Below are 25,915 nucleotides of genomic sequence, written 5' to 3'. Positions count from 1 at the left end.
CCCACCAAAGGTGGGGGAGGGTAAGGGAGGGGGTACCCGAAGCCTACGCTTCGCAATAACCCCGCTCACTCCGCCGCGACGGTCTCGCGTACGGCTTCCTCGGCAGGCACCGTGCGGATCAGGTGGTCGAAGGCGGCGAGCGCGGCCTTGGCACCCTCGCCCATGGCGATGACGATCTGCTTGAACGGCACCGTCGTCGCGTCGCCGGCGGCGAACACGCCGGGCAGCGAGGTCTGGCCGCGGTTGTCCACCTCGATCTCGCCGCGCGGGGTCAGCGCCAGCGTGCCCTTCAGCCATTCGGTGTTGGGCACCAGACCGATCTGCACGAAAATGCCTTCCAGATCGACCCGCTTCAGCTCGCCGCTGTTGCGGTCCTTGTAGGACAGGCCGACCACCTTGTTGCCGTCGCCATGCACCTCGGTGGTCTGGGCCGAGACGATGACGGTGACATTCGGCAGGCTGTGCAGCTTGCGCTGCAGCACCGCGTCGGCACGCAGCTGGCTGTCGAACTCGATCAGCGTGACGTGCGAGACGATGCCGGCGAGGTCGATGGCCGCCTCGACGCCGGAATTGCCGCCGCCGATCACCGCCACGCGCTTGCCCTTGAACAGCGGTCCGTCGCAGTGCGGGCAGTAGGCGACACCCTTGTTGCGGTATTCCGCCTCGCCCGGGACATTCATCGAGCGCCAGCGGGCGCCGGTCGACAGCACCACGGTGCGGGACTTCAGCGAGGCGCCGCTCGCCAGCTTCACCTCGATCAGCCCGCCTTCCTGCGTGGCCGGCACCAGGGCGGTGGCGGTCTGCAGGTTCATCACGTCGACCTCATAGTCCTTGACGTGCTGCTCCAGCGCCGCGGCCAGCTTCGGCCCCTCGGTGTGCGAGACGGAGATGAAGTTCTCGATCGCCATGGTGTCGAGCACCTGACCGCCGAACCGCTCGGCTGCGACGCCGGTGCGGATGCCCTTGCGGGCGGCGTAGATGGCGGCCGCGGCGCCGGCCGGGCCGCCGCCGATCACCAGCACCTCGAACGGGGCTTTGGCCTTGATCTTCTCGGCGGCGCGGGCGACGGCGCCGGTGTCGAGCTTGGCGACGATCTGCGCCACGTCCATCCGGCCCTGGGCGAAGGGCTCGCCGTTCAGGAAGACGGTGGGGACGGCCATCACCTGACGCTGCTCGACCTCCTGCTGGAACAGCGCGCCGTCGATGGCGACATGCTTGATCCGCGGGTTCAGCGCGCTCATCAGGTTCAGGGCCTGGACGACGTCCGGGCAGTTCTGGCAGGTCAGCGAGAAATAGGTCTCGAAGCGGAAATCGCCGTCCAGGTTGCGGATCTGCTCCAGCAGCTCCTCGGACTCCTTGGACGGATGGCCGCCGACCTGCAGCAGCGCCAGGACCAGCGAATTGAACTCGTGCCCCATCGGCAGGCCGGCGAAGGTGACGCCGATGTCGCTGCCATCGCGGTTGATCGCGAAGGAGGGCCGGCGGGCGTCGGCGCCGTTGCGGTCCAGCGTGATCTTGTCCGACAGCGAGGCGATGTCTTCCAGCAGGCCGAGCATCTCCTGCGACTTCGCCCCGTCGTCCAGCGACGCGACCAGCGTGATCGGATGGGTGATGCGTTCCAGGTAAGCCTTCAACTGCGTCTTCAGATTGGCGTCCAGCATGGCTTTCGTTCCCAACGTCTCGTGTCCGGGGCGGATCGCCTGCCCGATATGGCGGCGGTCCGGGCGGAGAAAATGGTGGCCCGAGTCGGAAAAGCCGGTCGGGCGGGAGGTCCGGTTTTGAAACAGTGAAGAGTTTGAAACGTCATCGTCCTCCCCGCGCAGGCGGGGATCCAGATTTTGAAAGGACTGCGACAAAACGCGCGTCTGGGTGCCCGCCTTCGCGGGGATGGGGAAACCGACGACGGACCCTGTCACGGGCGGGCTTTGAAACCGGCCCGTGGAAACCGCCCTTGTTGGCCGTTCCGGCCGGCAAGGGTACTGTGATGAACACCCGCCGGAGGGCGGGGGGTGGGGGCCGGCCGGAACCGGCCCCCGATCCTCAGGGATCCCGAGGGGGTTCCCGAAGGACCCTTAGATCTTGCCGACGAGGTCGAGCGACGGGGCGAGGGTCTTCTCGCCTTCCTGCCACTTGGCCGGGCAGACCTCGCCCGGGTGGGCGGCGACGTACTGGGCGGCCTTGACCTTGCGCAGCAGCTCCTTGGCGTCGCGGCCGACGCCGCCGGCGGTGATCTCGACGATCTGGATCTTGCCGTCCGGGTCGACGACGAAGGTGCCGCGGTCGGCCAGACCGGCTTCCTCGATCAGGACCTCGAAGTTGCGGCTGATCGCCAGCGTCGGGTCGGCCAGCATGGTGTACTGGATCTTGCCGATGGCCGGCGAGGTGTCGTGCCAGGCCTTGTGGCAGAAGTGGGTGTCGGTCGAGACGCTGTAGATCTCGACGCCCAGCTTCTGGAACTCGGCATAGTTGTCGGCCAGGTCTTCCAGCTCCGTCGGGCAGACGAAGGTGAAGTCGGCCGGATAGAAGAACACGACCGACCACTTGCCCTTCAGGTCGGCGTCGGAGACGTCGATGAACTTGCCGTTCTTATAAGCCTTGGCGTTGAAGGGCTTAATCTCGCTGTTGATCAAGGACATTAGTGTTCTCCGATGGAGTGCGATGAATGGTTGTCGCCTCAATCCCCGGCCGGTGGCCGTGACATGCCCGACTTAGTGCGGCGCACCGGGTCGAACAAGGGGGGCCGTTTCAGGTGGCCGGGGGTGGGGCGTCGTTCCGTTGTCCCGTTGACCCGAGGAGGAATACGGGAAATCAGTGATCAAGAGAAGTAGAAAATACCAATTGAACTGATCGATAAATCCGATTACATAGTCCGGCATGAAACCGCTCCCCACCCTGCGCCAGCTCCGCTATCTCGTTGCCGTCGTCGACCGCTGCCATTTCGGGCAGGCGGCGGAGGCCTGCCTCGTCAGCCAGTCCACGCTCAGCGCCGGCCTGCAGGAATTGGAAGACCTGCTGGGTGCCACGCTGGTGGAGCGCACGCGCCGTTCGGTGCTGCCGACCCCGCTCGGCCGCGAGATCGCCGAACGGGCGCGCCAGCTGCTGAAGGGGGCGGAGGAGCTGGTGGAGATCACCCGCTCCGCCGCCGACCCGATGTCGGGCGCCCTGCATCTGGGGGTGATCCCGACCATCGGCCCCTTCCTGATCCCGCGCGTGATGCCGGCCCTGCGCGAGGCCTTCCCGCGCCTGCGCCTGTATCTGCGCGAGGACCAGACCGCCCGGCTGCTCGGCCAGCTGAATGCCGGCAAGCTCGACGCGGCTTTGCTCGCCTTGCCCTATCCGATGGGCGACCTGGAGACGGAGGACATCGCGGAGGACCGCTTCTCCTTCGTCTGCCCCACCGGCCACCGGCTGAGCGGCGGCGATCCGGCGCAGCCCGTCGCGGTTCCGTCGGAGGATTTGCTGCTGCTGGAGGATGGGCATTGCCTGCGCGACCATGCCATGGCCGCCTGCGCGCTGGACGCCACGCCGCACAACACCGCCTTCCAGGGCACCAGCCTGCACACGCTGGTGCAGATGGTGGCGAACGGGCTGGGGGTGACGCTGCTGCCGCAGATGGCGGTCGATTCGGGCATCCTGCGCGGGCTGGATCTGGCGGTGCGCCCGCTGGCCGGCGACCGTCCGGGGCGCCGCATCGCGCTGGCCTGGCGCCGCACCTCCGGCCGGAAGGAAACCTTCCAGCGGCTGGCCGAGGCGCTGCGGGCGGAGATGACGCGCAACGACGCTTGACGGGCGCGCGATCAAAGTATCGCTTGGTCCGGCGGGCCTGAGGTGGTTTAAACGGGACGGTTTTTCGCCATTCAACCCGCTTCCGGGACACTCTGCGTCATGGTCACCACCGACACCGCACCTCTGTTCGACCGCGTCGCCATCGTCGGCATCGGTCTGATCGGCTCCTCCCTGGCGCGGGCGCTGGCGGAGTATGGGATCGCGCGGCAGGTCGTCTGCGCCGACCGCAACCCGGAGGCCTGCGCCAAGGCGCTGGAGCTGGGCATCGTGGCGGAGGCCACCACCGATCTGGCGGCGGCGCTTGCCGGTGCGGATCTGGTGGTGCTGGCGACCCCGGTCGGCAGCTTCGCCACGGTGGGCGAGGCCATCGGGCCGTTGCTGAAGCGCGGGACCATCGTCACCGATGTCGGTTCGGTCAAGCAGGCGACGCTGCGCGACATCGGGCCGCATCTGCCCGACGGCGTCCACCTGATCCCCGGCCATCCGGTGGCGGGCACCGAGCATTCCGGTCCCGAGGCCGGCTTCGCCACCCTGTTCCAGGGCCGCTGGTGCATCCTGACCCCGGCGACCGGCGCCGACCGCCAAGCGCTGGCGCGGGTGACGGAGATGTGGCGCCGCGTCGGCTCGACCGTGGAGATCATGGAGGCCAGCCACCACGACCGCGTGCTGGCGATCACCTCGCACCTGCCGCACCTGATCGCCTACACCATCGTCGGCACCGCGTCCGACCTGGAGGAGGACACCAAGTCCGAGGTCATCAAGTTCTCCGCCGGCGGCTTCCGCGACTTCACCCGCATCGCCGCCAGCGATCCGGTGATGTGGCGCGACATCTTCCTGAACAATCGCGAGGCGGTGCTGGAGATTCTGCAGCGGTTTACGGAAGATTTGACGGCGCTGCAGCGCTCCATCCGCTGGGGCGAGGGCGAGCAGCTGCAGGACCACTTCACCAAGACGCGGGCGGTGCGTCGGGGGATCATCGACGCCAAGCAGGCGTAGTTTGCAAGTGGGGGTGTCGGCTTCGATTGCCCCCACCCTAACCCTCCCCCGCTGGGCGGGGGAGGGGATAAGTGCTTGATCGGAAAGGCAGCGGCAGTCCCTCCCCCGCCCAGCGGGGGAGGATAGGTGGGGGTTTAACCTAGACGTCCAGCAACGTCCTCTACGACGCCCGCAGCGCCCCCAGGAACCCGTCCACCTCCTGCCGCATCCGTCCGGCGTCGTCATGCACCGTATCCACCGAGCGCACCATCGCGCCGCTGGCCTGTTCGGCGGATGCGGCGGCGGCGGTGACGGCGGCGATGTTGGCGGAGACGCTGCGGGTGCCGTCGGCGGCGTCCTGGATGTTGGCGGCGATCTCGCCCACGGCGGCGGACTGCTGCTCCACCGCGGCGGCGACCTCGGCGGCGATCTCGTTGATGCGGGCGATGGTGCGGGTGACGGCGCCGATGGTGTCGACCGCGGTGCCGGATGCGCTCTGGATCTCGGCGATGCGGGCCTGGATCTCGGCGGTGGCCTTCGCCGTCTGGCCGGCGAGCTGCTTGACCTCGCTGGCGACGACGGCGAAGCCCTTGCCGGCCTCGCCGGCGCGGGCCGCTTCGATGGTGGCGTTGAGCGCCAGCAGATTGGTCTGGCCGGCGATGCCGGAAATCATGTCCACCACCTTGCCGATCTCCTCCGCCGCTTCGGCGAGGCTGCCCATCACGGCGGTGCTGCGTTCGGCGTCGCGGGTGGCGTCGGCGGCGATGCCGGCGGAATCGGCGACCAGACGGGCGATGCCGGCGAAGCTGGCCGACAGCTCGGCAGTGGCGGCGGCGACGTTGTCGACATTGGCCGAGGCGCGGCCGGCGGCCGACGACACCGCGTCGGAATGGCGCGCCGTCTCGGCCGCGCCCTCGGCCATCGCAGCGGAGGCGGCGGCCATCTCGGCGGTGGAGGCCGACAGCGCTTCGACAAGCCGCTTCACCGTCGCCTCGAATCCGTCGGCGAGCGTGCGCAACTCGCGGCGGCGCTCCTCGGCGGCGGCGGTCTTCAGCCGTTCCTGCTCCTGCTGGAGGCGTTCGGTGTCGAGCATGGTGTCGCGGAAGACGCGGGCGGCGGTCGCCATCCGGCCGATCTCGTCGCGGCGGCCTTCCTCGAAACTGACGGAAAAGTCGCGGGCGGCCAGCCGCTCCAGGGCGCTCGCCACGTCGAGGATCGGGCGCGAGATGCCGCGCACCAGCACGACGCCGAAGCCCAGCGCCAGCAGGGTGCACAGCGTCACCCCGCCCAGCACCATGCCGTGGGCGCTGCGGTAGACCTCCGCCCCCTGGTCGGCGACGGCGCCGGCATCGGCCATCGTGCCGTCGACCAGCGCATCCAACGCCTCCTGCACGCGGGCGAAGGCGACGGCGCTGGGCCGTTTGAAGACGCTGACGGCGGACTGGGCGTTGCCGTCGCGGGCCTGGGCGCGCACCCGGTCGGCGGCGGCGGCATAGGCGGTCCAGGCCTCGTCGAATGCCGCAAGCCGCGCCGCCCCTTCCCCGGCGGTGAAGCGGGTGCCGGCCTCCTGCCGGCGGGCCGTGACATCGGCCACCGCGTCGGTCCAGCCCTTTTCCGCCTGGTTCACCTGCATCTCGTTGGTGGCGAGCGCATAGGCGGCTTCGGCGATGCGATGACTCTGCGCGGCGGAGGTCAGTTGAGCGGCCAGCTGGGTCGCCGGCAGCGACCGGCTGCGCATGGTTTCGGCAGCATTGTTTAGAATTTCCAGCCGGCTGAGCGTGAACAGGCCGAAGGCGCCGGCCATCACCACGGTGCCCAGCACGGCGACGATGATCTTGGCGCGGATGGTGAGGCGCCCGAATGCACGAAATTTAGCCATCTTGCCTGCATCCCCGCCAAGGCATCGGCAAGAGAAACTCTCCACCGATGGAATTATTCGACCCTCAACCTTTCTAATCCGAACGTTTAAAATTATCAACACGGAAGGTGAGCGGATCGGTCGGAGATTGCCGGCGAACGGAAATCCGAAAACGAAACGGCCGCCGCACCCGGTCGGTGCGGCGGCCGTTTCGGGACCGGCTGAGGATGGAGATCAGGCGGCCTTGCGAACGGAACCCAGCTCGGTGAACAGCTTCACCACCGCTTCGACGAACTCGTTCAGCTGGTCCTGGCCGAGCGCCGAGACCGTGACGTCGTCGACGACCAGGGCCTCGTCGCTGATCCGGCCGCCGGCGGCGGTCAGGTCGGCGCGGTAGGCTTCCGGGGCGGCCAGCAGGCGGCCGCGCAGCTTGCCGGGGATGGCCAGCAGCTGGATGCCCTGGTCGATGGCGGCGATCGGCTTGCCGGCATCCAGGAAATGGCCGACGATGCGGCGGGTGTGGGCCGACTGCTGCAGCTTCGCCACGCTGCGCTCACCGCCCGGCAGCAGCAGCATGTCGAAGTCGGCGCCCAGCGCCTCGCTCAGATGCTTGTCCACCGGGAAGTAATGGCCCCAGGACTTGCCGTGCCAGCCGTTGACCAGACCCGTCTCGGTGGAGATGGTCCGCAGGTTTGCGCCGGTCTTGATCAGGGCGCGTTGCGGCTCGGTCATCTCCGCTTCTTCGAAGCCGTTGGAGACGAGGATGGCGATGGACTTTCCTGCGAGCGATTGATCCATACTGTCTTGTCCTTTCATCGTTTCACCAAAGAACGCCGGATCATCTCCGATGGCATGTCCACCAGGGGAGAACCCGCCGGGGCAAGTGGCGGTCGGGAAACGGTCATCGCCGCGCAAGGGGCTGCGCGGCGGCCAGTTCCGCCCGCCGGGCCCCCTGGGTCGGGTGCCGGCGTGTGGGACCTTTACGTCCCGGATCGGTTTGTTTTCAGCATGCGGACTTAATTGGTCCCGATGCGGTGCCAAGTCAACAACGGATTCCGCGCCGCACCCAAGGCTGGCGGCCTGCCGATCCGCGCTCCGGCAAGGGATTTGGCGGTATTTTCCAGCCCCGTTCAAGACTTTCGGGCCAGCCGGGCCGTACCACCGGTTGATGCGGCGCAGGGCTGCCATACCATGGGGGCTTGGCTTCGCGGGCGGCTTATCCCGAACGAACCGCTTCGGAGTCTTTCGGACACAAAAAAACGGCCGGGGGGAAGGCCCCCGGCCGTCGGCAAGTCAAAGCATCAGCCGTTCGAAAAGATCCAGCTCGCACACTGGATCACGGACCAATCCCGTTGATCGGAACCTGCGATCAATGGAACTGGTCAGCCTCGGTGGAGTCCTTGTACGCGGTGGTCGAGGAGGTGCCGCCGGAGATCGCCGTGGCGACCGCGTCGAAGTAGCCGGTGCCGACTTCGCGCTGGTGCTTGGTGGCGGTGTAACCGTCCTTCTCGGCCGCGAACTCGGCCTGCTGCAGTTCGGAGTAGGCGGCCATGCCGCGCTCGGCGTAACCCTTGGCGAGCGTGAAGGCCGAGTAGTTCAGGCTGTGGAAGCCGGCCAGCGTGACGAACTGGAACTTGTAGCCCATGGCGCCCAGCTCGCGCTGGTACTTGGCGATGGTGGCGTCGTCCAGGTTGGCCTTCCAGTTGAAGGACGGCGAGCAGTTGTAGGCCAGCATCTTGCCGGGGAACTGCTTGTGCACGGCCTCGGCGAAGCGGCGCGCCTCGTCCAGGTTCGGCTTGGAGGTCTCCCACCACATCAGGTCCGAATACGGCGCGTAGGACAGGCCGCGGGCGATGCAGTGATCGACGCCCATGCCCTTCTTCAGGCGGAAGAAGCCCTCGGTGGTGCGGCCGGCGTCGAAATCGATGAAGGGATGGTCACGCTCGTCGATGTCCGAGGTGATGAGCTGCGCCGACTCCGCGTCGGTGCGGGCGATCACCAGGGTCGAGGTGCCGCAGACGTCGGCGGCCAGACGGGCGGCGTTCAGCGTGCGGATGTGCTGCTGCGTCGGGATCAGGACCTTGCCGCCGAGATGGCCGCACTTCTTTTCCGAAGCCAGCTGGTCTTCCCAGTGCACGCCGGCGGCACCGGCCTTGATCATCGACTTCATCAGCTCGAAGGCGTTCAGCGGGCCGCCGAAGCCGGCCTCGGCATCCGCGATGATCGGCGCGAACCAGTAGGTGTCGCCCTTGCCCTCGGAGGTCTGGATCTCGTCGGCGCGCTTGAAGGCGTTGTTGATGCGCTCGACCACCGCCGGGACCGAGTTGACCGGATACAGGCTCTGGTCCGGGTACATCTGGCCGGCCGTGTTGGCGTCGCCGGCGACCTGCCAGCCCGACAGGTAGATGGCCTTCAGGCCGGCCTTGACCGCCTGCATCGCCTGGTTGCCGGTCAGCGCGCCCAGCGTGTTGATGTAGGGCTCGGTGTTCAGCAGTTCCCACATGCGCCGCGCGCCCAGCTCGGCCAGCGTGTACTCGATCTTGACCGAGCCGCTCAGACGCTTGACGTCGTCCATGGTGTAGTCGCGGCGGATGCCCTCGTAGCGGGCGGCGTGGATGGCGGCCTTGGTCTTTTCGTCGAGCGACATGGGTCAGGTTCCTTATTGTCCGGTGCGCCCGGTCGATCGGGGCGGAACTGGGGTCTCGGGGCGGGCCTTTTGTCGGTCCCGACAACCGGTTGTGCGCAGTGGCGTTTCCTCCCGCCCTTGCTCTGCCGCCGGTGTCTTCGGGGCCGCTTGCGCTTTACAGCGCGGCCGTGAACCAAGACTTAAACCCGGCCCGAGTGCGTTGCAATAAGCCCTTGTTTGTAAAAAGGTCCGTTTGTAAACTGCCGTTTTCACAATCCTGTAAATCGGTAAATCTTGTAAAGCGGAGAGGCGCGGTGGCGACCATGGAAAAGAAGGCGATGCTGGGTCCGAAGGTCCGCCGCCTGCGCCGCGACCACGGCCTGACCCAGGCGCAGATGGCGGAGCAGCTGGGTATCTCCCCCAGCTATCTGAATCTGATCGAGCACAATCAGCGCCCGGTGACGGTGCCGCTGCTGCTGAAGCTGGGCCAGCAATTCGGCGTCGATCTGCAGGCCTTCGCCGAGGATGAGGAAAGCCGGCTGGTCGCCGGCCTGCGCGAAGTGTTCGCCGATCCGCTGTTCGACGGCTCCGACATCAAGAACCAGGATTTCCGCGAACTGGCGGCGGTGGCGCCGACGCTGGGTCAGGCGGTGGTGGCGCTCTATCGCGGCTTCCGCGGGGCGCGCGACGACCTGCAGGCGCTGGCGGAGCGGGTGGCCGACCGCGAGAAGCTGCATCTGGTGCAGAGCGCCGGCTTCCCCCAGGACGAGGTGCGCGACCTGTTCCAGACCCATTCCAACCATTTCCCCGACCTGGAGGCGGCGGCCGAAAGCCTGTGGCAGGACGGCAAGCTGGAACGCGGCGACCTCTATCGCGGTCTGGTCGACTGGCTGAACACCCAGCACAGCGTGCGCGTCCGTTTGCTGCCGTCGGAGGTGATGGGCTATGCCGTCCGCCGCTTCGACCGCCACAGCCGGCGCATCCTGCTGTCGGAGATGCTGGCGCCGTCGGGCCGCACCTTCCAGCTGGCCTGCCAGATCGCGCTGTTGCGTCACCGCGACCTGCTGAACGGCATCGTCGAGTCCGCCAACCTGTCCGGCGACGAGGCGCGGCGGCTGGCCCGCATCGGGCTGGCGAACTATTTCGCCGCGGCGGTGCTGATGCCCTACGCCCGCTTCCACGAGGCGGCGACCCAGGTCCGCTACGACATCGAGATCCTGCGGCGGCGCTTCGACGCGTCGTTCGAGCAGGTCTGCCATCGGCTGACCACCCTGCACCGGTCGGGGGCCAAGGGCGTGCCCTTCTTCTTCATGCGGGTGGACAGCGCCGGCAACGTGTCCAAGCGCTTTTCCGGCGCCGGTTTCCATTTCGCCCGCTTCGGCGGCGGCTGTCCGCGCTGGATCGTCTACGAGGCGTTCCGCACGCCGGGCAAGATCCACAGCCAGATGGCGGAAATGCCGGACGGCACCGCCTATTTCTCCATCGCCCGCACGGTGGTGAAGGCCGGCGGCGGCCACCGCAGCCCGCCGCAGCAATTCGCCGTCGCGCTGGGGTGCGACGTCCAGCATGCGGCTCAAGTCACCTATGCGGACGGGTTCGACCTGTCCAACACCGACGCGGCGACCCCGATCGGGGTGAATTGCCGGCTCTGCCCGCGGCTCGACTGCTCGCAGCGGGCGTTTCCGCCGCTGAATCATCGGCTTATCGTCGACGAGAACCTGCGCGGCTTGTCGCCCTACCTGTTCGCGCCGCCCAGTGCGGAATGAAGCGGCGATTGACCGGGATCAATGTTGTACGGCGTGGATTGTGTTGTTTGTCGGAAAGCCCGTCATTTGACTGGTATAAATCCGTGGCCTTCGACCGGGTTTGTTGATAGGTTTCGGCCGTTGCGTCGCGGCAGCTCCGCTTGCGTGTCTGCGCACCGGCCACCTGATGCAGCGTCCCGGACAATGGCTAGAACAGTGCCAACGGAGTTGGCCTCGACAGGTTTTGGAACGCCCCCATGAGCAACTTGATCAAAGAGCGCGTGCTGACCGTTCACCACTGGACCGACACGCTGTTCAGCTTCACCACCACGCGCGATCCGTCCTTCCGCTTCCTGCCGGGGCAGTTCACCATGATCGGGCTGGAGGTCGACGGCCGGCCCCTGCTGCGCGCCTACAGCCTCGTCAGCGCGCATTACGAGGAGACGCTGGAGTTCTTCAGCATCAAGGTGCAGGACGGCCCGCTGACCTCGCGCCTGCAGCACCTGAAGGAAGGCGACACGCTGCTGGTGAACCGCAAGGCGACCGGCACGCTGATCACCGACAACCTGCTTCCCGGGCGGAACCTGTATCTGCTGAGCACCGGCACCGGCCTGGCGCCGTTCCTCAGCATCATCAAGGACCCGGAGATGTACGAGAAGTTCGACCGGGTGATCCTGACCCACGGCACCCGCACCGTGGCGGAATTGGCCTATGACGACCTGATCCATCACAGCCTGCCGGAGAACGAGTTCTTCGGCGAGCAGGTGAAGGAGAAGCTGCTGTATTACCCGACCGTGACGCGCGAGCCCTTCCGCAACCAGGGCCGTCTGACCACGCTGATGGAGACGGGCAAACTGTACAGCGACCTCGGCCTGCCGGAACTGGACGCCGAGAAGGACCGCGTGATGATCTGCGGCAGCCCGGCGATGCTGGCCGAGACCACCGCGATGATGGAGAAGCGCGGCTTCGTCATGGGCACCAACGGCGAGCCGGGCGGCTTCGTCATCGAGAAGGCGTTCGTGGAGCGGTGAGTTTTTCGGAGGGGTGTTGGCTTACGAATGCCCCCACCCTAACCCTCCCCCGCTGGGCGGGGGAGGGAACTCCGCTGCGCTCCTTCAAAGCTCCTGCCCCCTCTCCCTCGAAGAGGGGGAGGGATGGGGAGGGGGCCGAGGACTTCCCCACAAAGTCACACCCCCCGCCGGAATAATCTCCCCTTCCGCACGTTTACAATTCCGTGACGATGGCACGTCACTCAATCCTTGACCGACTGGGCGCGTCTCCTCCGGGGGGTGCGCCCATTTTCCGTTCGGAGCCGGTGAATAAAAACGCCCTTCGGCCTGTTGGTGCGACGGTCCTCGTTCAAACCGTCAAGGCTTTGGTGTAGACATCCCGCCCATGCGCCCGATCCTCATCCTCGCCGCGATCCTCGTCGCCGGCTTCGCGAATCTCGCCGTCTGGTCCCTGCCGAACCGCCCGGTGCCGCTCGATCCGCCGCCGGGGGGCAAGCTGCGCAGCGTGTCCTTCGCCCCCTTCCGCGACGGCCAGAGCCCGCTGACCCAGGTCTTCCCGACCGATGCCCAGATCGAGGAGGACCTCGCAGCCCTGGCGCCGCAGGTGGCCGGCATCCGCACCTACACCTCGTTGGAAGGCTTGCAGGTGGTGCCGGAGATGGCGCGCCGGCACGGGATCCAGGTCACCATGGGGGCGTGGCTGTCCTCCAAGGCCGAGAAGAACGAGGCGGAGATCGCCTCGCTGATCGATCTCGCCAACCGCTATCCCGACGTCATCACCCGCGTCATCGTCGGCAACGAAGTGCTGCTGCGGCGCGAGCTGACGCCGGAGCAGGTGACCGGCTACATCGACCGGGTCAAGGCGGCGGTGAAGCAGCCGGTGTCCTATGCCGACGTGTGGGAATGGTGGCTGAAATACCCGCAGATCGCCGATCACGTCGATTACCTGACCATCCACCTGCTGCCCTATTGGGAGGATGTGCCGGCCGGCGTCGAGGGCGCGACCGAGCGCATCCGCCAGAGCTACCGCAGCATCGCCCAGCGTTTCCCCGGCAAGCCGATCCTGGTCGGCGAGACCGGCTGGCCGACGCAAGGCCGCTCGCGCGGGGCCGCCGTGCCGGGGCTGGTCAACAAGGCGAAGTTCGTCAACGCCTTCGTCCGCATGGCCGAGCAGGAGGGCTTCGACTACAACGTGATCGAGGCCTTCGACCAGGAATGGAAGGCGAAGCTGGAGGGCACCGTCGGCGGCCATTGGGGCCTCTACAACGCCGACCGCACGCCGAAATTCTCGCTGGCCGGTCCGGTCGTCGGCACTGTCGCCTGGCCCTGGCTGTTCACGATCTCCAGCGGGCTGGCGCTGGTGCTGCTGGGCGGGCTGGCCCTGCTGCGCCGCCATCTGCCGGGCAGCGGCTGGGTGGTGCTGATCCTGCTGGCGCAGGCGCTGTCCACGCTTTATGTCCGCGCCGGCTTCGTCGCGGCGCATGGCAAGCATTACTGGCAGGACACCACGCTGGCCGTGGGCATGCTGGCGCTGACCGCCGCGCTGGTGCTGGCGGTGCTGCTGACCGCCCACCGCACGCTGGCCAGCGGCGGACTGGCGCTGGAGCCGCTGGTCGGCCTGCGCCATGCCCGCCCGGCCCTGACCCGCACCGAGCGGGTGGGGCGGTGGAGCGCCGTGGCGCTGGGCGGCGTGGCGCTGGTCTGGTCGCTGCTGATCGTCTATGACGGCCGCTATCGCGACTTCCCCAACCCCTACCTGCTGATCCCGGCGGTGGCGCTGCCGGCGCTGGGGCTGATCCGCGCCGCCCGCCGCCCGGTGGGGGCGGAAACGCGCGATACGCTGGGCATCGCCAGCCTGTTCCGCCCGGCGGTCCCGGTGGACGATGGCGAGCCGCGCGGGCTGTGCGGCGCCGTCCGCCGCATGCCGGTGGAGTCGCTGCTGGGCTTCGGGCTGCTGCTGGGTGCGCTGCTGACCGTGGTGGCCGAGGGGTTCGTCCCGCTCGAATCGCTGATCTACGGCCAGCTTCCCTTCATGGAGGCCCTGCACGAGGTCGATTGGACCCTGCCGAACTGGGAGGCGCTGGGCTGGGCCGCCCTGCAGGTCGTGCTGGCCTTGCCGTTCCTGGCCGGGGTGTGGAGCGCCCGGCGCCCGCTGCGGCGGATCTGAGGTCGCAGTGACCCATTGCGCGGGCCGCAGCGCTGTGGATTGATTGACGGGTTCCTGGCCTTAACCGGAGACCCGTTCGATGTCCCCCGACCTGTGGCTCGCCTTCGCCGCCGCCTCCGCCGTCATGCTGATGATCCCGGGGCCGACGGTGCTGATCGTCGTCTCCTATGCGCTGGGCCATGGACGGAAGTCGGCCATGGCGACGGTGGCGGGGGTGGCGCTGGGCGACTTCACCGCGATGACCGCCTCGATGCTGGGGCTGGGGGTGCTGCTGTCGACCTCGGCGGCGCTGTTCACCCTGCTGAAATGGGCTGGCGCCGCCTATCTGGTCTATCTCGGCATCAAGCTGTGGCGGGCGCCGGTCAGGACCGCCGAGACGCTGGCCGACGAGTCGGCGGTGCGGCCCTGGCGCATGATGCTGCACACCTATGCCGTCACCGCGCTGAACCCCAAGAGCATCGTCTTCTTCGTCGCCTTCCTGCCGCAGTTCCTCGATCCCGGCCGGCCGCTGGCCGAACAGATGGTGGTGATGGAGGCGACCTTCCTGGTGCTGGCGACGCTGAACGCCGCCGCTTACGCCCTGCTTGCCTCGGCGGCGCGGCGCGCGGTGCGGACGCCGTCGGTGCAGCGCACGGTCAACCGGGTCGGCGGGTCTCTGCTGATGGGGGCCGGGCTGCTGACCGTCGCCTGGAAGCGGACCGCCTGAGCCGATCGCCGGCCCCAGCGATGGGCATAGGCGATGGGCCCAGCCGAACCGCATAGGCAATGCGCGACACACGCCCGCAGTCGGCGATTTGTTGACAAAACAAGATAACTTCACTGAAAATTGTCGCCAACCAGGGGGATGCACGCGTCGGTAACTTTCATGGAGCCGGCGGAAGCGAATCGATCCGCGGGGGCGGTGATGGTCGACGTCTGCAACAGGGGCGGGATGGCGGAAGAGACCCGGCGGGAGCCCGCCGGGGATGTGCTGGAGTTCGCCGCCGAGACCGTCGATGCGGCCGACGTCCGGCAAAATCCGCCCTGGCAGATCCTGATCGTCGACGACGACCACGAGGTCCACGCCATCACCCGAGTCGTGCTGGGCGAAATGACGTTCGAGGAGCGGCCTGTCCGCTTCCTGTCCGCCTACACCGCGCGGCAGGCGCGGTCGCTGCTGGCCGAAAATCCGGGGATCGCCGCCATCCTGCTGGATGTGGTGATGGAGACCGACGATGCCGGGCTGAAGCTGGTCCGCCACATCCGCGAGGAGATGGGCAACCGGCAGATCCGCATCATCCTGCGCACCGGCCAGCCGGGTCAGGCGCCGGAACGGCAGGTGATCGCCGCCTACGACATCAACGACTACAAGGCCAAGAGCGAGCTGACGGCGCAGAAGCTCTACACCGCCGCCATCGCGGCCCTGCGCTCCTACCAGCACATCGCGACCATCGAGCGCGGCCGGCAGGGGCTGGAGCGGGTGATGGAGGCCGCCGTCCATCTGGCCGGCCTGCGGTCGCGGTCCCAGTTCCTGGCCGGTCTGGTGGGGCGGGCGTCGGCCCTGGTGACCGACGCCACCGCCGCGCTGCTGTGCGGGGTCGGGGAGGACGGCGGCGTGGCGATCCTCGCCGAAGCCGGGCTGCCGGCCGATCCGCCGGCGGCGGCCTTGGCCGACATCGCCGCCGCATTGAACGACGGACAGGTGCGATGGGGGGTGCGCCATGGCGTGGCCGTGCTGCGCGGCCGCGATGTGGCACCGCTGGCGCTTTGCCTGCTCGGCGGTCCGTTTGCCGAGGGCGACCGGCCGCTGCTGGAGCTGCTCTGCACCAAGGCGGCGGTGGGGCTGGACAATCTGCGGCTCTACGAGCGGCTGAACGAGGCGCAGGTCGCCACCGTCCATGCGCTCGGCAAGCTGGCGGAGTACAAGGACGAGGTCACCGGCGACCATGTGAAGCGACTCGGCCGCTGGGCGACGGCGATCGCGCGCGAACTGCACGCCCGCGGCGACTTCGCGGGCGAGTTGGACGACTGGTTCTGCGACACCATCGGGCTGGCCAGCGTGCTGCATGACGTGGGCAAGGTCGGCATCCCCGATGCCATCCTGCGCAAGCCCGGCCGGCTGGACGATGCGGAAATGGCGGTCATGCGCGACCACGCCTCCATCGGCGGCAGCATCCTGCGCGACGCCTGCGGCGGCGACCGCCGCGGCTATCTGTCGATGGGTGCGGAGATCGCCGAGAGCCATCACGAGAAGTTCGACGGCAGCGGCTATCCGCGCGGGCTGGCGGGCGACGCCATTCCGCTCTCCGGCCGCATCGTCGCCGTCGCCGACGTCTTCGATGCGCTGCTGCACCGCCGCCCCTACAAGAAGGCGTGGGACATCGGCGAGGTCCTGGACCTGCTGCGCGCCGAGTCGGGCAGCCATTTCGACCCGCGCGTGGTCGACGCCTTCCTGGCGGTGCTGACGCGGGAAGGGGCGGGGGTGTAGGACCGCCGCCGCCCACCAATTTCAGACGTTTGAGGGTCAGAGGCCCAGCACGTCCCGCATGCTGTAGAGGCCGGGCGTCTTGTCCTGCGCCCACAGGGCGGCGCGGACGGCGCCCTTGGCGTAGATCTGGCGGCTGGAGGCCTTGTGGGTCAGCTCGATCCGCTCGCCCTCGCTGGCGAACATCACCGTGTGGTCGCCGATGACGTCGCCGCCGCGCAAGGTGGCGAAGCCGATCTCGCCGCGCGGACGGGCGCCGGTGTGGCCGTCGCGCACCTTCTGCCAGACATCCTCCAGCCTGACGCCGCGCCCGGCCGCCGCGGCATGGCCGAGGCCCAGCGCGGTGCCCGACGGCGCGTCCACCTTGCGGCGGTGGTGCATCTCCAGGATGTCGATGTCGAAATCGTCGCCCAGCCTGTGGGCGACCTGCTCCACCAGCGCCAGCAGCAGGTTGACGCCCAGCGACATGTTCGGCGACTGGACGATGGCGGTGTGGGTGGCCGCGGTGGCGATGGCCGCCTGCTGCGACGGGTTCAGGCCGGTGGTGCCGACGACCAGCACGGTTTCCGACTGGGCGGCCAGCGCGGCGTGCCGCTCCGTCGACTCCGGGCTGGTGAAGTCGATCACCGCGTCGGCCTCGGCGAACAGGGCGACCGGATCGTCGATGGCGGTCACGCCCAGCGGGTCCAGCCCGGCCAGCACGCCCAGATCCTTGCCCAGCGCCGGGCCGCCCACCCGCTCGGTCCCGCCGGCCAGCGTGCAGCCCGCGGTCGCCGCGATCTCGCGCACCAGCATCTGCCCCATGCGCCCCGCGCACCCGACGACACCGATCTTCATGACGCCAATCCCCTGTTCAGCTCTTCCGGCCGGCCTTCCCGTCCTTACAGCGGTTTAGCACAGGCCCGGCCGGGGCTTAAGCGCCAAGGCAGCCGCGCAGCGATGCGGCGAGGTTGCGCAGCAGGGTGGGGTAGAGCGCCTCGCCCTCCGGCAACCCGGCACCCTCGGGGTCGAGCACGCCGGTCCTGGCCTTGGTGCCCTCCACCACCGTCTGGACCAGCGCCGGTTCGAACTGCGGTTCGGCGAAGACGCAGGCGGCACCCAGCCCGCCGATCTTGGCGCGGATCGCCGACAGCCGCTTGGCCGACGGGCGGCGGTCCGGGCTGACGGTGATGGAACCGACCGCCGACAGGTCGTAGCGCGCCTCGAAATACTGGTAGGCGTCGTGGAAGACGACGAAGGGCTTGTCCTTCACCGGCGCCAGCGTGGCCTTCAGCTCCGCATCCAGCGCGTCGAGCTGCTGCAGGGTGCGGTCGGCGTTGGTGCGGTAGGCCTCCGCATCGGCCGGATCCTTGGCGGCAAGCGCCTCCGCCACGGCCTTGACGATGGCGCGGGCGTTGGCGGGGTCGAGCCAGATGTGGCTGTTCAGCTCCTCATGCTCCTCGTCATGGTCGTGGCCCTTGTGGTCGTGTCCCTTATGGTCGTGGCCCTTGTGACCCGCTTCATGGCCGTGGTCGTGCGCATCCCAGGCGCCGCCCTCGCGGGTTTCCAGCAGGGTCAGGCCCTTCAGCTCCATCAGGGTCAACCGCGTCGCCTTGGGCGCGTTGGCCTTCAGCGGCTTTTCCAGGAAACTCTCCAGCTCCGGCCCGACCCAGACCACCAGATCGGCGGCCGACAGCGCCTTCGCGTCCGACGGCTTCATCGTGTAGCTGTGCGGCGATGCGCCGCCGCGCACCAGCAGAGCCGGTTCGCCCACCCCATGCATGACCGAGGCGACCAGGGAGTGGATCGGCTTGATCGACACCACCACCTTCGGCACCTCGGCCTGGGCCGGCAGTGCGGTAGCTGCGGCAAGGGCTGCGGTCAGGATGGCGGACAGCGCGAATCGGCGCATGGGAGGGATCCTCTCGACTTGCTGGACAGGCTGCTGGTTTCAGCGCATAGGGAAGCCAGTTTCACTTTGGTGTCACGTTATAACGTAACATGTCAACACCCCACACACGCCGTGATGCCTCCGCGCTCTTCGCCGGTCCGCTCGCCTGGACCGAGGATCTGACCGTCCGCTTCGGCCGCCGCACCGTGCTGGACCGCGTCAACGTCGCCGTCCAGCCGGGGGAGGTGGTGACGTTGATCGGCCCGAATGGGGCCGGCAAGACGACACTGGTGCGCGCCGTGCTGGGGCTGGTGGCGCCCGATGGCGGGCGGGTGCTGCGGCGTCCGAACCTGCGCATCGGCTACATGCCGCAGAAGCTGTCGGTGGATCAGACGCTGCCGCTGACCGTGCGCCGGTTCCTGAAGCTGTGGCGGCCGGTGGCCGCCGACCGGGTGGAGGCGGCGCTGGAGGAGGCCGGGGTGGCGCGGCTGGCCGACTCGGCGGTGCAGACCATCTCGGGCGGCGAGATGCAGCGGGTGCTGCTGGCCCGCGCCCTGCTGGGCGACCCCAACCTGCTGGTCCTGGACGAACCCGATCAGGCGGTGGACGTCCATGGCCAGGCGGAGTTGTTCAACCGCATCGCCCAGGTGCGGCAGCGGCGCGGCTGCGGCGTGCTGCTGGTCAGCCACGACCTGCACACGGTGATGGCGCGCACCGACCGGGTGATCTGCCTGAACGGCCATGTCTGCTGTTCCGGCCGGCCGGAGGATGTCAGCCGCCACCCCGAATATCATGCCCTGTTCGGCGGCCATGCCGGCGACCTCGCCGTCTATGTCCATCACCACGACCACGCCCATGCCGAGGACGGCAAGGTCGTGCCCGACCATGACGGGGGCTGCTGCCATGGATGATTTCGTGATCCGCGCCCTGCTCGCCGGCGGCGGCATCGCCCTGCTGGCCGGGCCGCTGGGATCCTTCGTGGTGTGGCGGCGCATGGCCTATTTCGGCGACACGCTGGCCCATTCGGCCCTGCTGGGGGTGACGCTGGGCTTCCTGCTGGGCGTCAACCCGATGGTCGGCGTGATGGCGGTCTGCGTGACGCTGGCGCTGGCGCTGGTGGCCTTGCAGCGGCGGCGCACGCTGGCGGCCGACACGCTGCTGGGCATCCTGTCGCACGGCTCGCTGTCGCTCGGGCTGGTGGCCCTGGCCTTCCTGGAGACGCTGCGTGTCGATCTGATGGCCTATCTGTTCGGTGATATCCTGTCGGTGACCGACGGTGACCTGATGGCGATCTATGGCGGCGGCGCGGTGGCGCTGACCGGGCTGGCGCTGCTGTGGCGCCGGCTGCTGGCGGTGACGGTCGACGAGGATCTGGCGCGGGTGGAGGGCATGCCGGTCGACGCCCTGCGGCTGGCCTTCATGCTGCTGATCGCGCTGGTGATCGCCATTGCCATGAAGATCGTCGGCATCCTGCTGATCACCTCGCTGCTGATCATCCCGGCCGCCGCCGCCCGCCGTTTCGCCCGCACGCCGGAAGGCATGGCGGCGCTGGCCTCGATCCTGGGTGTCGTGGCGGTGGTTGCCGGGCTGTTGGCGTCGCTGAACTGGGATCTGCCGGGTGGGCCGAGCGTGGTGGTGGCCGCCGCCGCCCTGTTCCTGCTGGGATCGCTGGTGCCGCTGCGGCGCTGATTGCAATCAGGAAAAGAGCACGATTGCATGGAATTCCCGTTTGCGGACGTGGCCGCCTGCGCCATAGTCCGCGGGCGGACGCGATGGCGGGAGGGCCGCCACTGCGTCCGTACCAATGGAGGGCTGGAGGATGGAGAAGATCCTCACTCTCCTGATCCTGGTGCTGGAGATCGTCAAGCGGTTGCTTGACCTTCTGATGCACTAAGATCGGGCGGGCGGGCCGGGGAGTACCAGTCCCTGGTCTGCCTACCCCCGATATTGGTGCGGCATCCCATCGCTGTCAACGGGCAGCCCGAAAACACTCATTCGTCGATGTTGCGCGCCAGCACTTCGCGTTTGCCGGAGTGGTTGGGCTTGCTGACCACCCCTTCGGTCTCCATCCGCTCGATCAGCCGGGCGGCGGAGTTGTAGCCGATGCGCAGCTGGCGCTGGATGAAGCTGGTCGAGGCCTTGCGCTCGCGGCAGACCACTGCCACCGCCTTGTCGTAGAGGTCGTCGCCGGATCCGCCGCCGGTGCCGGTCAGGGCGCCGTCGTCGAAGGACTCCTCGCCCTCCTCGTCCTCCAGGATGGCGTCGACATAGTTGGGCTCGCCCTGCGCCTTGAGGAACCGGACGATCTGCTCGACCTCGTGGTCGGAGACGAAGGGGCCGTGGACGCGGGTGATGCGGCCGCCGCCGGCCATATAGAGCATGTCGCCCTGGCCCAGCAGCTGTTCGGCGCCCTGTTCGCCCAGGATGGTGCGGCTGTCGATCTTGCTGGTGACCTGGAAGCTGATGCGGGTGGGGAAGTTGGCCTTGATGGTGCCGGTGATGACGTCGACCGAGGGGCGCTGCGTCGCCATGATCAGGTGGATGCCGGCGGCGCGCGCCATCTGGGCCAGCCGCTGGATGGCGGCCTCGATGTCCTTGCCGGCGACCAGCATCAGGTCGGCCATCTCGTCGACGATCACGACGATGTAGGGCAGTTCGGTGAGGTCGAGCGGCTGCTCCTCGAACAGCGGCTTGCCGGTGTCGGGATCGAAGCCGGTCTGGACGCGGCGGGTCAGCGATTCGCCGCCCTCGCGTGCCTCGCGCAGGCGGGCGTTGTAGCCCTCGATGTTGCGCACGCCCAGCTTGGACATGTTGCGGTAGCGGTCCTCCATCTCCCGCACCGTCCATTTCAGGGCGACCACCGCCTTCTTGGGGTCGGTGACGACGGGCGTCAGCAGGTGGGGGATGCCCTCATAGACCGACAGTTCCAGCATCTTGGGGTCGATCATGATGAAGCGGCAGCGCTCCGGCGGCAGCCGGTAGAGCAGCGACAGGATCATCGTGTTGATCGCCACCGACTTGCCCGAACCGGTGGTGCCGGCGACCAGCAGATGGGGGAAGCGGGCGAGGTCGGCCACCACCGGCTGGCCGCCGATGTCCTTGCCGAGCGCCAGCGCCAGCTTGCCGCCATGCTTGTCGAAGCCTTCCGCCGCCATCAGCTCGCGCAGCAGCACGGTCTCGCGCCTGGCATTGGGCAGCTCGACGCCGATGACGTTGCGGCCCGGCACCACGGCGACACGGACCGACACCGCGCTCATGGAACGGGCGATGTCGTCGGCCAGCCCGATGACGCGGGACGATTTGGTGCCGGGGGCCGGTTCCAGCTCGTACAGGGTGACGACCGGGCCGGGATGGACCTTCTGGATCTCGCCGCGCACGCCGAAATCGGCCAGAACGCCCTCCAGCTGGCCGGCGTTGCGCTGAAGCGCCGCCTCGTCCAGCTGTTCGCCGCGGATGCCGGTGGGCGGCGCCTGCAGAAGGTCGAGCGGCGGCAACTCGTAGCCAGTCGGACCCTCCTCCTCGCCCAGGGGCAGGCGGGTCTGGCGCGGGTCGGCCTTGGCGGCTTCGCGCTCCGACGCGGCGGACTTGGGCGGAGTGACGATGGGGACCGGGCGCAGCGGCTTCTCGGCGACGGACGGCGTGGCCGACAGCGGCACCGGGCCGGCGTCCAGGCCGGCGGGGGGAAGCGGATCGACGCGCACGGCATCGTCGAAGCGGGGGCCTTTGCGCTTGGGAACCTCGTCGCCGCGCAGCGCGTCGTCCACGGCGATGGAGGCGGTCTGCACTGCGGCCTGGGCCGCGTTGCGGCCATGGCGGCGCAGGGCGTCGACGCCGCTGCGGGCACCGTGGCGGATCAGATGGACGCCGTTCACGGTGCCGCGGCCCAGCGCGCGGAAGCTGGCGATCCATTCGCCGATCGTCAGGCCGGCCGCCAGGAACAGCACCAGCCCACCGCCGACCGCGGCGACCGTCGCCACCATCGGCTCCGCCCCGAACAGATTGCCGACTCCGCGCAGCAGGATCTGGCCGATGCTGCCGCCGGGCAGCGGGGCGAGCGGATCGCTGGAGGCGTCGGACAGGCTGGCTAGCGCCATCGACACCAGGATCACGCCCCACAGGGCCAGAACGGTGCGGAACAGCGGGTTGCCCAGCTTGCGCTGCGCACCGAGCCGCCAGCCCCAGAACATCGGCACCAGGGCGATGACGAAGGCGGACCAGCCGATATACTGGATCAGCAGGTCGGCGACATAGGCGCCGGGCGGGCCGAACAGGTTGTGGGTGTCGCCCGCCGTGGCGGGGACCGAGTTCAGCGAGGCGTCGCGCGGGTCGTAGCTGCCCAGCAGCACCATCAGCAGCAGGCCGAACAGCCCCAGCACGAAGCCCATCGCCTCGCGCGCGCGGGCGACGACGAAGGCGCGCATGGCCGGGGAGAAGAAGGGCGGCTTTTCAGGCCGGCTGCGGCCGGCGCGCAGGCGGTCCTTCCCCGGATCCTTGGATCCCAGCTCCTTCGCGCCGTCGCGGGGGGACCCCTTGCGCGGGCCGGGGGCGGTCCGTCCCAGGCTGGGCCGGGGGCGCGCGGAGGTGGGGCCGGCGGGTCGGGCCATGGGGCGGGAACCTCGTGCTGTAGAAACCGAAATGACGTGCTGGCCGGAACCGGTCAGCCGAGAATGCGGACGATGGCGGCGCAGGCCTGGGCGACGGTGTCGGTGTCCTGCACCAGGGCGACGCGGATGAAGGCGTCGCCGGGGTTCGGCTCGCCGGGGTTGCTGCGCGACAGGTAAGCGCCGGGTAGCACGCGGACGGCGCCCTCCGCCCACAGCCGCTTCGCCGCCTCCTCGCCGTTGCCGACCTCCAGCCACAGGAAGAAGCCGCCGGCCGGCCGCTGATAGCCGTAGCGCCCGCCCAGCTCCGCCTCCGCCGCCGCGAACTTGGCGCGGTAGGCGGCGCGGTTCTCCTCCACATGCGCCTCGTCGCGCCACAGTGCGGTGCTGGCGGCCAGGATCGGCAGCGGCATGCCGGCACAGCCGTAGCTGCGCAGGCGGGAAAAGCGCCCGATCAGTGCCGGGTCGCCGGCGACGAAGCCGGAGCGCAGGCCGGCCGCGCTCGACCGCTTGGACAGGGAATGGAAGACCAGCAGGTTGGCCCAGGGCTTCCCGTCCTCATGCGGCAGGGCGGTTGCGACCTGCAGCGCGCCGGCGGGCGGGGCATCCAGCCAGATCTCGGCATAGCATTCGTCGACCGCCAGCACGAAGCCGTACTGCCGCGCCAGCCCGATGGCCTTGGCGAGATAGCCCGGCGTCGCCGCCGCCCCCTGCGGGTTGGCGGGCGTGCAGAGATAGAAGAGCGCCGTGCGCTCCAGCAGGTCCGGCGTCAGGGCGTCGAGGTCGGGCAGGAAGCCGGTCTCGCGCGTCGCCGACAGGAAGACCGGTTCCGCCCCCGCCATCACGGCCGCCCCCTCGTAAGGCGCGTAGAAGGGGTTGGGCATCAGCACCGCCGGCTGGCGCCCGGCCTTCCGCGTCGGCACCGCCAGCAGGGCCAGCATGAACAGCGCCTCGCGCGTGCCGGACAGCGGCAGGATGGAACTGTCGGCATGCAGCAGCCCGGCCGGGAGGTCGTAGCGGCGGGTCAGCCAGTCGCCGGCCGCGGCGCGGAACTCCGGCGTGCCGCCGACCGGCGGATACTTGTTCCAGCCGGATGCGCTGGCGCGCAGCGTCTCCTCGATGATGGCGGGCGGGGTGTGCTGCGGCTCGCCCACCGTCAGCAGGATGGGGGCGACGTTGGCGCGCGGGGTGATCGGCGCCAGCAGGTTGGCCAGCCGGGTGAAGGGATAATCGGTCAGCAGGTCGAGCCGGTCGTTGCCGATCGCCTCGGTGAAGACGGCACCGCTGTTCACGCTGAAATCGGCAGAGACCATGACGACCGCAACCCTCTTCCCACCCTGGTGCCGTACCCCGGCCAGGGGAGACGGCCACGCCTTACGAGCGACCGATCCTATCGGCGGGGCACGGGGGGCACAAGCGCCCAAAACCCTTGGTCGCGGCAGGTGGCCGAACGGTCACAGGGGGGGAAGAATCCCTCTCCCGGGACGGGAGAGGGAGGTCCACATTAAACCCGGATAATATTGACGCCCGCATTCCACCCGGATAAAATTCCGTCCGCACAACCGGAGCTCCGTCCATGTCCGTCACCGCCGAGACTCTCTGCACCGCCTTTCGTGGCGAGCGACGCCTTGCCGCAGGGGATGCGCTGAGCGTGGCGCGGGCGTTGCGGGCGGCGCTGGACGCGGAGCCGGATGGACCGCCGGTGCTGGTGTTCGACGATGCCACCGGAAAGGCGGTCGACCTCGATCTGCGGGGAAGCGATGAGGAGGTTGCGTGGCGTCTCGCGCCGCCGCCGCGGGGGCCGGGCCGGCCGAAGCTGGGGGTGGTGGCGCGGGAGGTGACGCTGCTGCCGCGCCATTGGGACTGGCTGAACGCCCAGCCGGGCGGGGCGTCGGTGGCGCTGCGCAAGCTGGTGGACGAGGCACGCAAGGGCAACGAGGCGAAGGACCGCGTGCGCCATGCGCAGGAGGCCGCTTATCGCGTCATGCTGGAGCTGGCCGGCGACCGGCCGGGCTATGAGGAGGCGGTTCGGGCGCTCTATGCCGCGGACCGCGCGCGGTTCGACGCGCTGACGGCGGACTGGCCGGCCGACCAGCGCGACTATGCCCGCGCGCTGGCGGCGGATGCGTTTGCCGGCTGAGTTTGCCGGCTGAAAGAGCGGACAGGCGCGCAGACGCGCGCCCGCCATGACCAGTGGCCTTGGGGCCTGCAGCCTTACAGCGCCTCGGAGTTGGTCTCGCCGGTGCGGATGCGCACGGCCTGGGCGATCTCCAGCACGAAGATCTTGCCGTCGCCGATGCGGCCGGTGTTGGCGGCCTTCTGGATCGCCTCGACCACCTGTTCATACTGGTCGTCGGACACCGCGACCTCGACCTTCACCTTGGGCAGGAAGCTCACGGAATATTCGGCGCCGCGGTAGATTTCCGTCTGGCCCTTCTGGCGGCCGAAGCCCTTGACCTCGCTGACGGTCAGGCCTTGAATCCCGAGCGACGTCAGCGCCTCGCGCACTTCGTCGAGCTTGAACGGCTTGATGATGGCCATAACCAGTTTCATGTGGCTTCCCCTTAAAGCGTTGTTCCGGCCGCGGATAAAGGCTGTGGCCGCCTTGTTGCGGTTCCGGTCCGGCCAGACAGCCGTTCCGTCCCTCCCGCCGATGGCCCAAGCCTGTTCGCGTCGACCGCAAAAAGCAACGATTACAAGAATCGTGCCGGTTGAAATGCGCTGCAACAGCGGGAATATGCCTGTTGATTGGGCGCTCAAAAGGGCGGCATCTGCCTATAAATTGCCCAGCGGCAATCTGTCCGGTGCGCGCC

Annotated in this window: 20 protein-coding genes; 10 read left to right on the top strand and 10 right to left on the bottom strand. The window is 68.7% G+C overall.

The features are described from left to right. Positions 1-65: 65 nt before the first annotated feature. Both ahpF and ahpC read right to left on the bottom strand, forming a co-directional pair. Complete coding sequence (gene ahpF, locus AZOLI_RS27095) at positions 66-1,661, bottom strand: alkyl hydroperoxide reductase subunit F (protein WP_014189852.1); 1,596 nt, start codon at positions 1,659-1,661, stop codon at positions 66-68. Between the two features lie 411 nt (positions 1,662-2,072). Continuing rightward, a complete protein-coding gene (ahpC, locus tag AZOLI_RS27090) occupies positions 2,073-2,636 on the bottom strand; it encodes an alkyl hydroperoxide reductase subunit C (RefSeq protein WP_044553274.1) in 564 nt (187 codons plus the stop codon). A 238-nt stretch (positions 2,637-2,874) separates the two neighbouring features. Here ahpC and AZOLI_RS27085 point away from each other — a divergent pair, with 238 nt between their 5' ends. Both AZOLI_RS27085 and AZOLI_RS27080 read left to right on the top strand, forming a co-directional pair. After that, a complete protein-coding gene (locus AZOLI_RS27085; RefSeq protein ID WP_014189850.1) occupies positions 2,875-3,786 on the top strand; it encodes a hydrogen peroxide-inducible genes activator in 912 nt (303 codons plus the stop codon). Between the two features lie 99 nt (positions 3,787-3,885). Then, positions 3,886-4,782 (top strand): prephenate/arogenate dehydrogenase family protein, encoded by an 897-nt coding sequence (locus AZOLI_RS27080; protein ID WP_014189849.1) that lies wholly within the window; start codon positions 3,886-3,888, stop codon positions 4,780-4,782. 160 nt (positions 4,783-4,942) lie between these two features. Here AZOLI_RS27080 and AZOLI_RS33710 read toward each other — a convergent pair whose 3' ends face one another. The 3 genes from AZOLI_RS33710 to aceA all read right to left on the bottom strand — a co-directional run bounded on the left by AZOLI_RS33710 (position 4,943) and on the right by aceA (position 9,266). Next, positions 4,943-6,640 carry a methyl-accepting chemotaxis protein gene (locus tag AZOLI_RS33710; RefSeq protein WP_014189848.1) on the bottom strand — a complete coding sequence of 566 codons (1,698 nt, stop codon included), beginning with the start codon at positions 6,638-6,640 and terminating at the stop codon, positions 4,943-4,945. 213 nt (positions 6,641-6,853) lie between these two features. Continuing rightward, positions 6,854-7,417, bottom strand: a complete 564-nt coding sequence (locus AZOLI_RS27070; protein WP_014189847.1) for a DJ-1/PfpI family protein — start codon at positions 7,415-7,417, stop codon at positions 6,854-6,856. Between the two features lie 571 nt (positions 7,418-7,988). Continuing rightward, on the bottom strand, positions 7,989-9,266 hold the full coding sequence (gene aceA / locus AZOLI_RS27065; protein WP_014189846.1) for an isocitrate lyase: 1,278 nt from the start codon (positions 9,264-9,266) through the stop codon (positions 7,989-7,991). A gap of 302 nt (positions 9,267-9,568) precedes the next feature. Between aceA and AZOLI_RS27060 the strand changes: the two genes are divergently transcribed. The 5 genes from AZOLI_RS27060 (at position 9,569) to AZOLI_RS27040 (ending at position 16,634) form a co-directional block, all read left to right on the top strand. Beyond that, the gene (locus tag AZOLI_RS27060) at positions 9,569-11,011 is read left to right on the top strand and encodes a helix-turn-helix domain-containing protein (RefSeq protein WP_014189845.1); all 1,443 of its coding nucleotides are present in this window, start codon (positions 9,569-9,571) and stop codon (positions 11,009-11,011) included. A 236-nt stretch (positions 11,012-11,247) separates the two neighbouring features. Continuing rightward, complete coding sequence (locus tag AZOLI_RS27055) at positions 11,248-12,021, top strand: ferredoxin--NADP reductase (RefSeq protein WP_014189844.1); 774 nt, start codon at positions 11,248-11,250, stop codon at positions 12,019-12,021. A 364-nt stretch (positions 12,022-12,385) separates the two neighbouring features. Beyond that, complete coding sequence (locus AZOLI_RS27050; RefSeq protein ID WP_014189843.1) at positions 12,386-14,167, top strand: glycosyl hydrolase family 17 protein; 1,782 nt, start codon at positions 12,386-12,388, stop codon at positions 14,165-14,167. Positions 14,168-14,246: 79 nt separating this feature from the next. Next, a complete protein-coding gene (locus AZOLI_RS27045; RefSeq protein WP_014189842.1) occupies positions 14,247-14,873 on the top strand; it encodes a LysE family translocator in 627 nt (208 codons plus the stop codon). A gap of 198 nt (positions 14,874-15,071) precedes the next feature. Then, positions 15,072-16,634 carry a response regulator gene (locus tag AZOLI_RS27040; RefSeq protein WP_014189841.1) on the top strand — a complete coding sequence of 521 codons (1,563 nt, stop codon included), beginning with the start codon at positions 15,072-15,074 and terminating at the stop codon, positions 16,632-16,634. A 36-nt stretch (positions 16,635-16,670) separates the two neighbouring features. On the opposite strand, the gene dapB is transcribed toward AZOLI_RS27040, so the two are convergent. Together dapB and znuA are read right to left on the bottom strand one after the other, a co-directional pair. Then, complete coding sequence (dapB, locus tag AZOLI_RS27035) at positions 16,671-17,468, bottom strand: 4-hydroxy-tetrahydrodipicolinate reductase (protein ID WP_014189840.1); 798 nt, start codon at positions 17,466-17,468, stop codon at positions 16,671-16,673. Between the two features lie 76 nt (positions 17,469-17,544). Then, the gene (gene znuA, locus AZOLI_RS27030; protein WP_014189839.1) at positions 17,545-18,522 is read right to left on the bottom strand and encodes a zinc ABC transporter substrate-binding protein ZnuA; all 978 of its coding nucleotides are present in this window, start codon (positions 18,520-18,522) and stop codon (positions 17,545-17,547) included. Positions 18,523-18,611: 89 nt separating this feature from the next. Here znuA and znuC point away from each other — a divergent pair, with 89 nt between their 5' ends. After that, the gene (znuC, locus tag AZOLI_RS27025; RefSeq protein ID WP_014189838.1) at positions 18,612-19,412 is read left to right on the top strand and encodes a zinc ABC transporter ATP-binding protein ZnuC; all 801 of its coding nucleotides are present in this window, start codon (positions 18,612-18,614) and stop codon (positions 19,410-19,412) included. Further along, positions 19,405-20,190 (top strand): zinc ABC transporter permease subunit ZnuB, encoded by a 786-nt coding sequence (gene znuB / locus AZOLI_RS27020; RefSeq protein ID WP_014189837.1) that lies wholly within the window; start codon positions 19,405-19,407, stop codon positions 20,188-20,190. The genes znuC and znuB overlap by 8 nt, the downstream gene beginning before the upstream one ends. A gap of 302 nt (positions 20,191-20,492) precedes the next feature. On the opposite strand, the gene AZOLI_RS27015 is transcribed toward znuB, so the two are convergent. Both AZOLI_RS27015 and AZOLI_RS27010 read right to left on the bottom strand, forming a co-directional pair. Further along, positions 20,493-23,105 carry a DNA translocase FtsK gene (locus AZOLI_RS27015; RefSeq protein WP_014189836.1) on the bottom strand — a complete coding sequence of 871 codons (2,613 nt, stop codon included), beginning with the start codon at positions 23,103-23,105 and terminating at the stop codon, positions 20,493-20,495. A 53-nt stretch (positions 23,106-23,158) separates the two neighbouring features. Continuing rightward, positions 23,159-24,415, bottom strand: coding sequence for an aminotransferase class I/II-fold pyridoxal phosphate-dependent enzyme (locus AZOLI_RS27010; RefSeq protein ID WP_014189835.1), 1,257 nt, complete (start codon positions 24,413-24,415; stop codon positions 23,159-23,161). 263 nt (positions 24,416-24,678) lie between these two features. Between AZOLI_RS27010 and AZOLI_RS27005 the strand changes: the two genes are divergently transcribed. Continuing rightward, the gene (locus AZOLI_RS27005; RefSeq protein WP_014189834.1) at positions 24,679-25,242 is read left to right on the top strand and encodes a DUF2239 family protein; all 564 of its coding nucleotides are present in this window, start codon (positions 24,679-24,681) and stop codon (positions 25,240-25,242) included. A gap of 74 nt (positions 25,243-25,316) precedes the next feature. Here AZOLI_RS27005 and glnK read toward each other — a convergent pair whose 3' ends face one another. Continuing rightward, a complete protein-coding gene (gene glnK, locus AZOLI_RS27000; protein ID WP_014189833.1) occupies positions 25,317-25,655 on the bottom strand; it encodes a P-II family nitrogen regulator in 339 nt (112 codons plus the stop codon). Between the last annotated feature and the right edge of the window lie 260 nt (positions 25,656-25,915).

Origin of the sequence: Azospirillum lipoferum 4B (assembly GCF_000283655.1) — a bacterium.
In the GTDB taxonomy this organism is placed as follows: domain Bacteria; phylum Pseudomonadota; class Alphaproteobacteria; order Azospirillales; family Azospirillaceae; genus Azospirillum; species Azospirillum lipoferum_C.
This window is presented reverse-complemented; position numbering and strand designations above follow the sequence as displayed.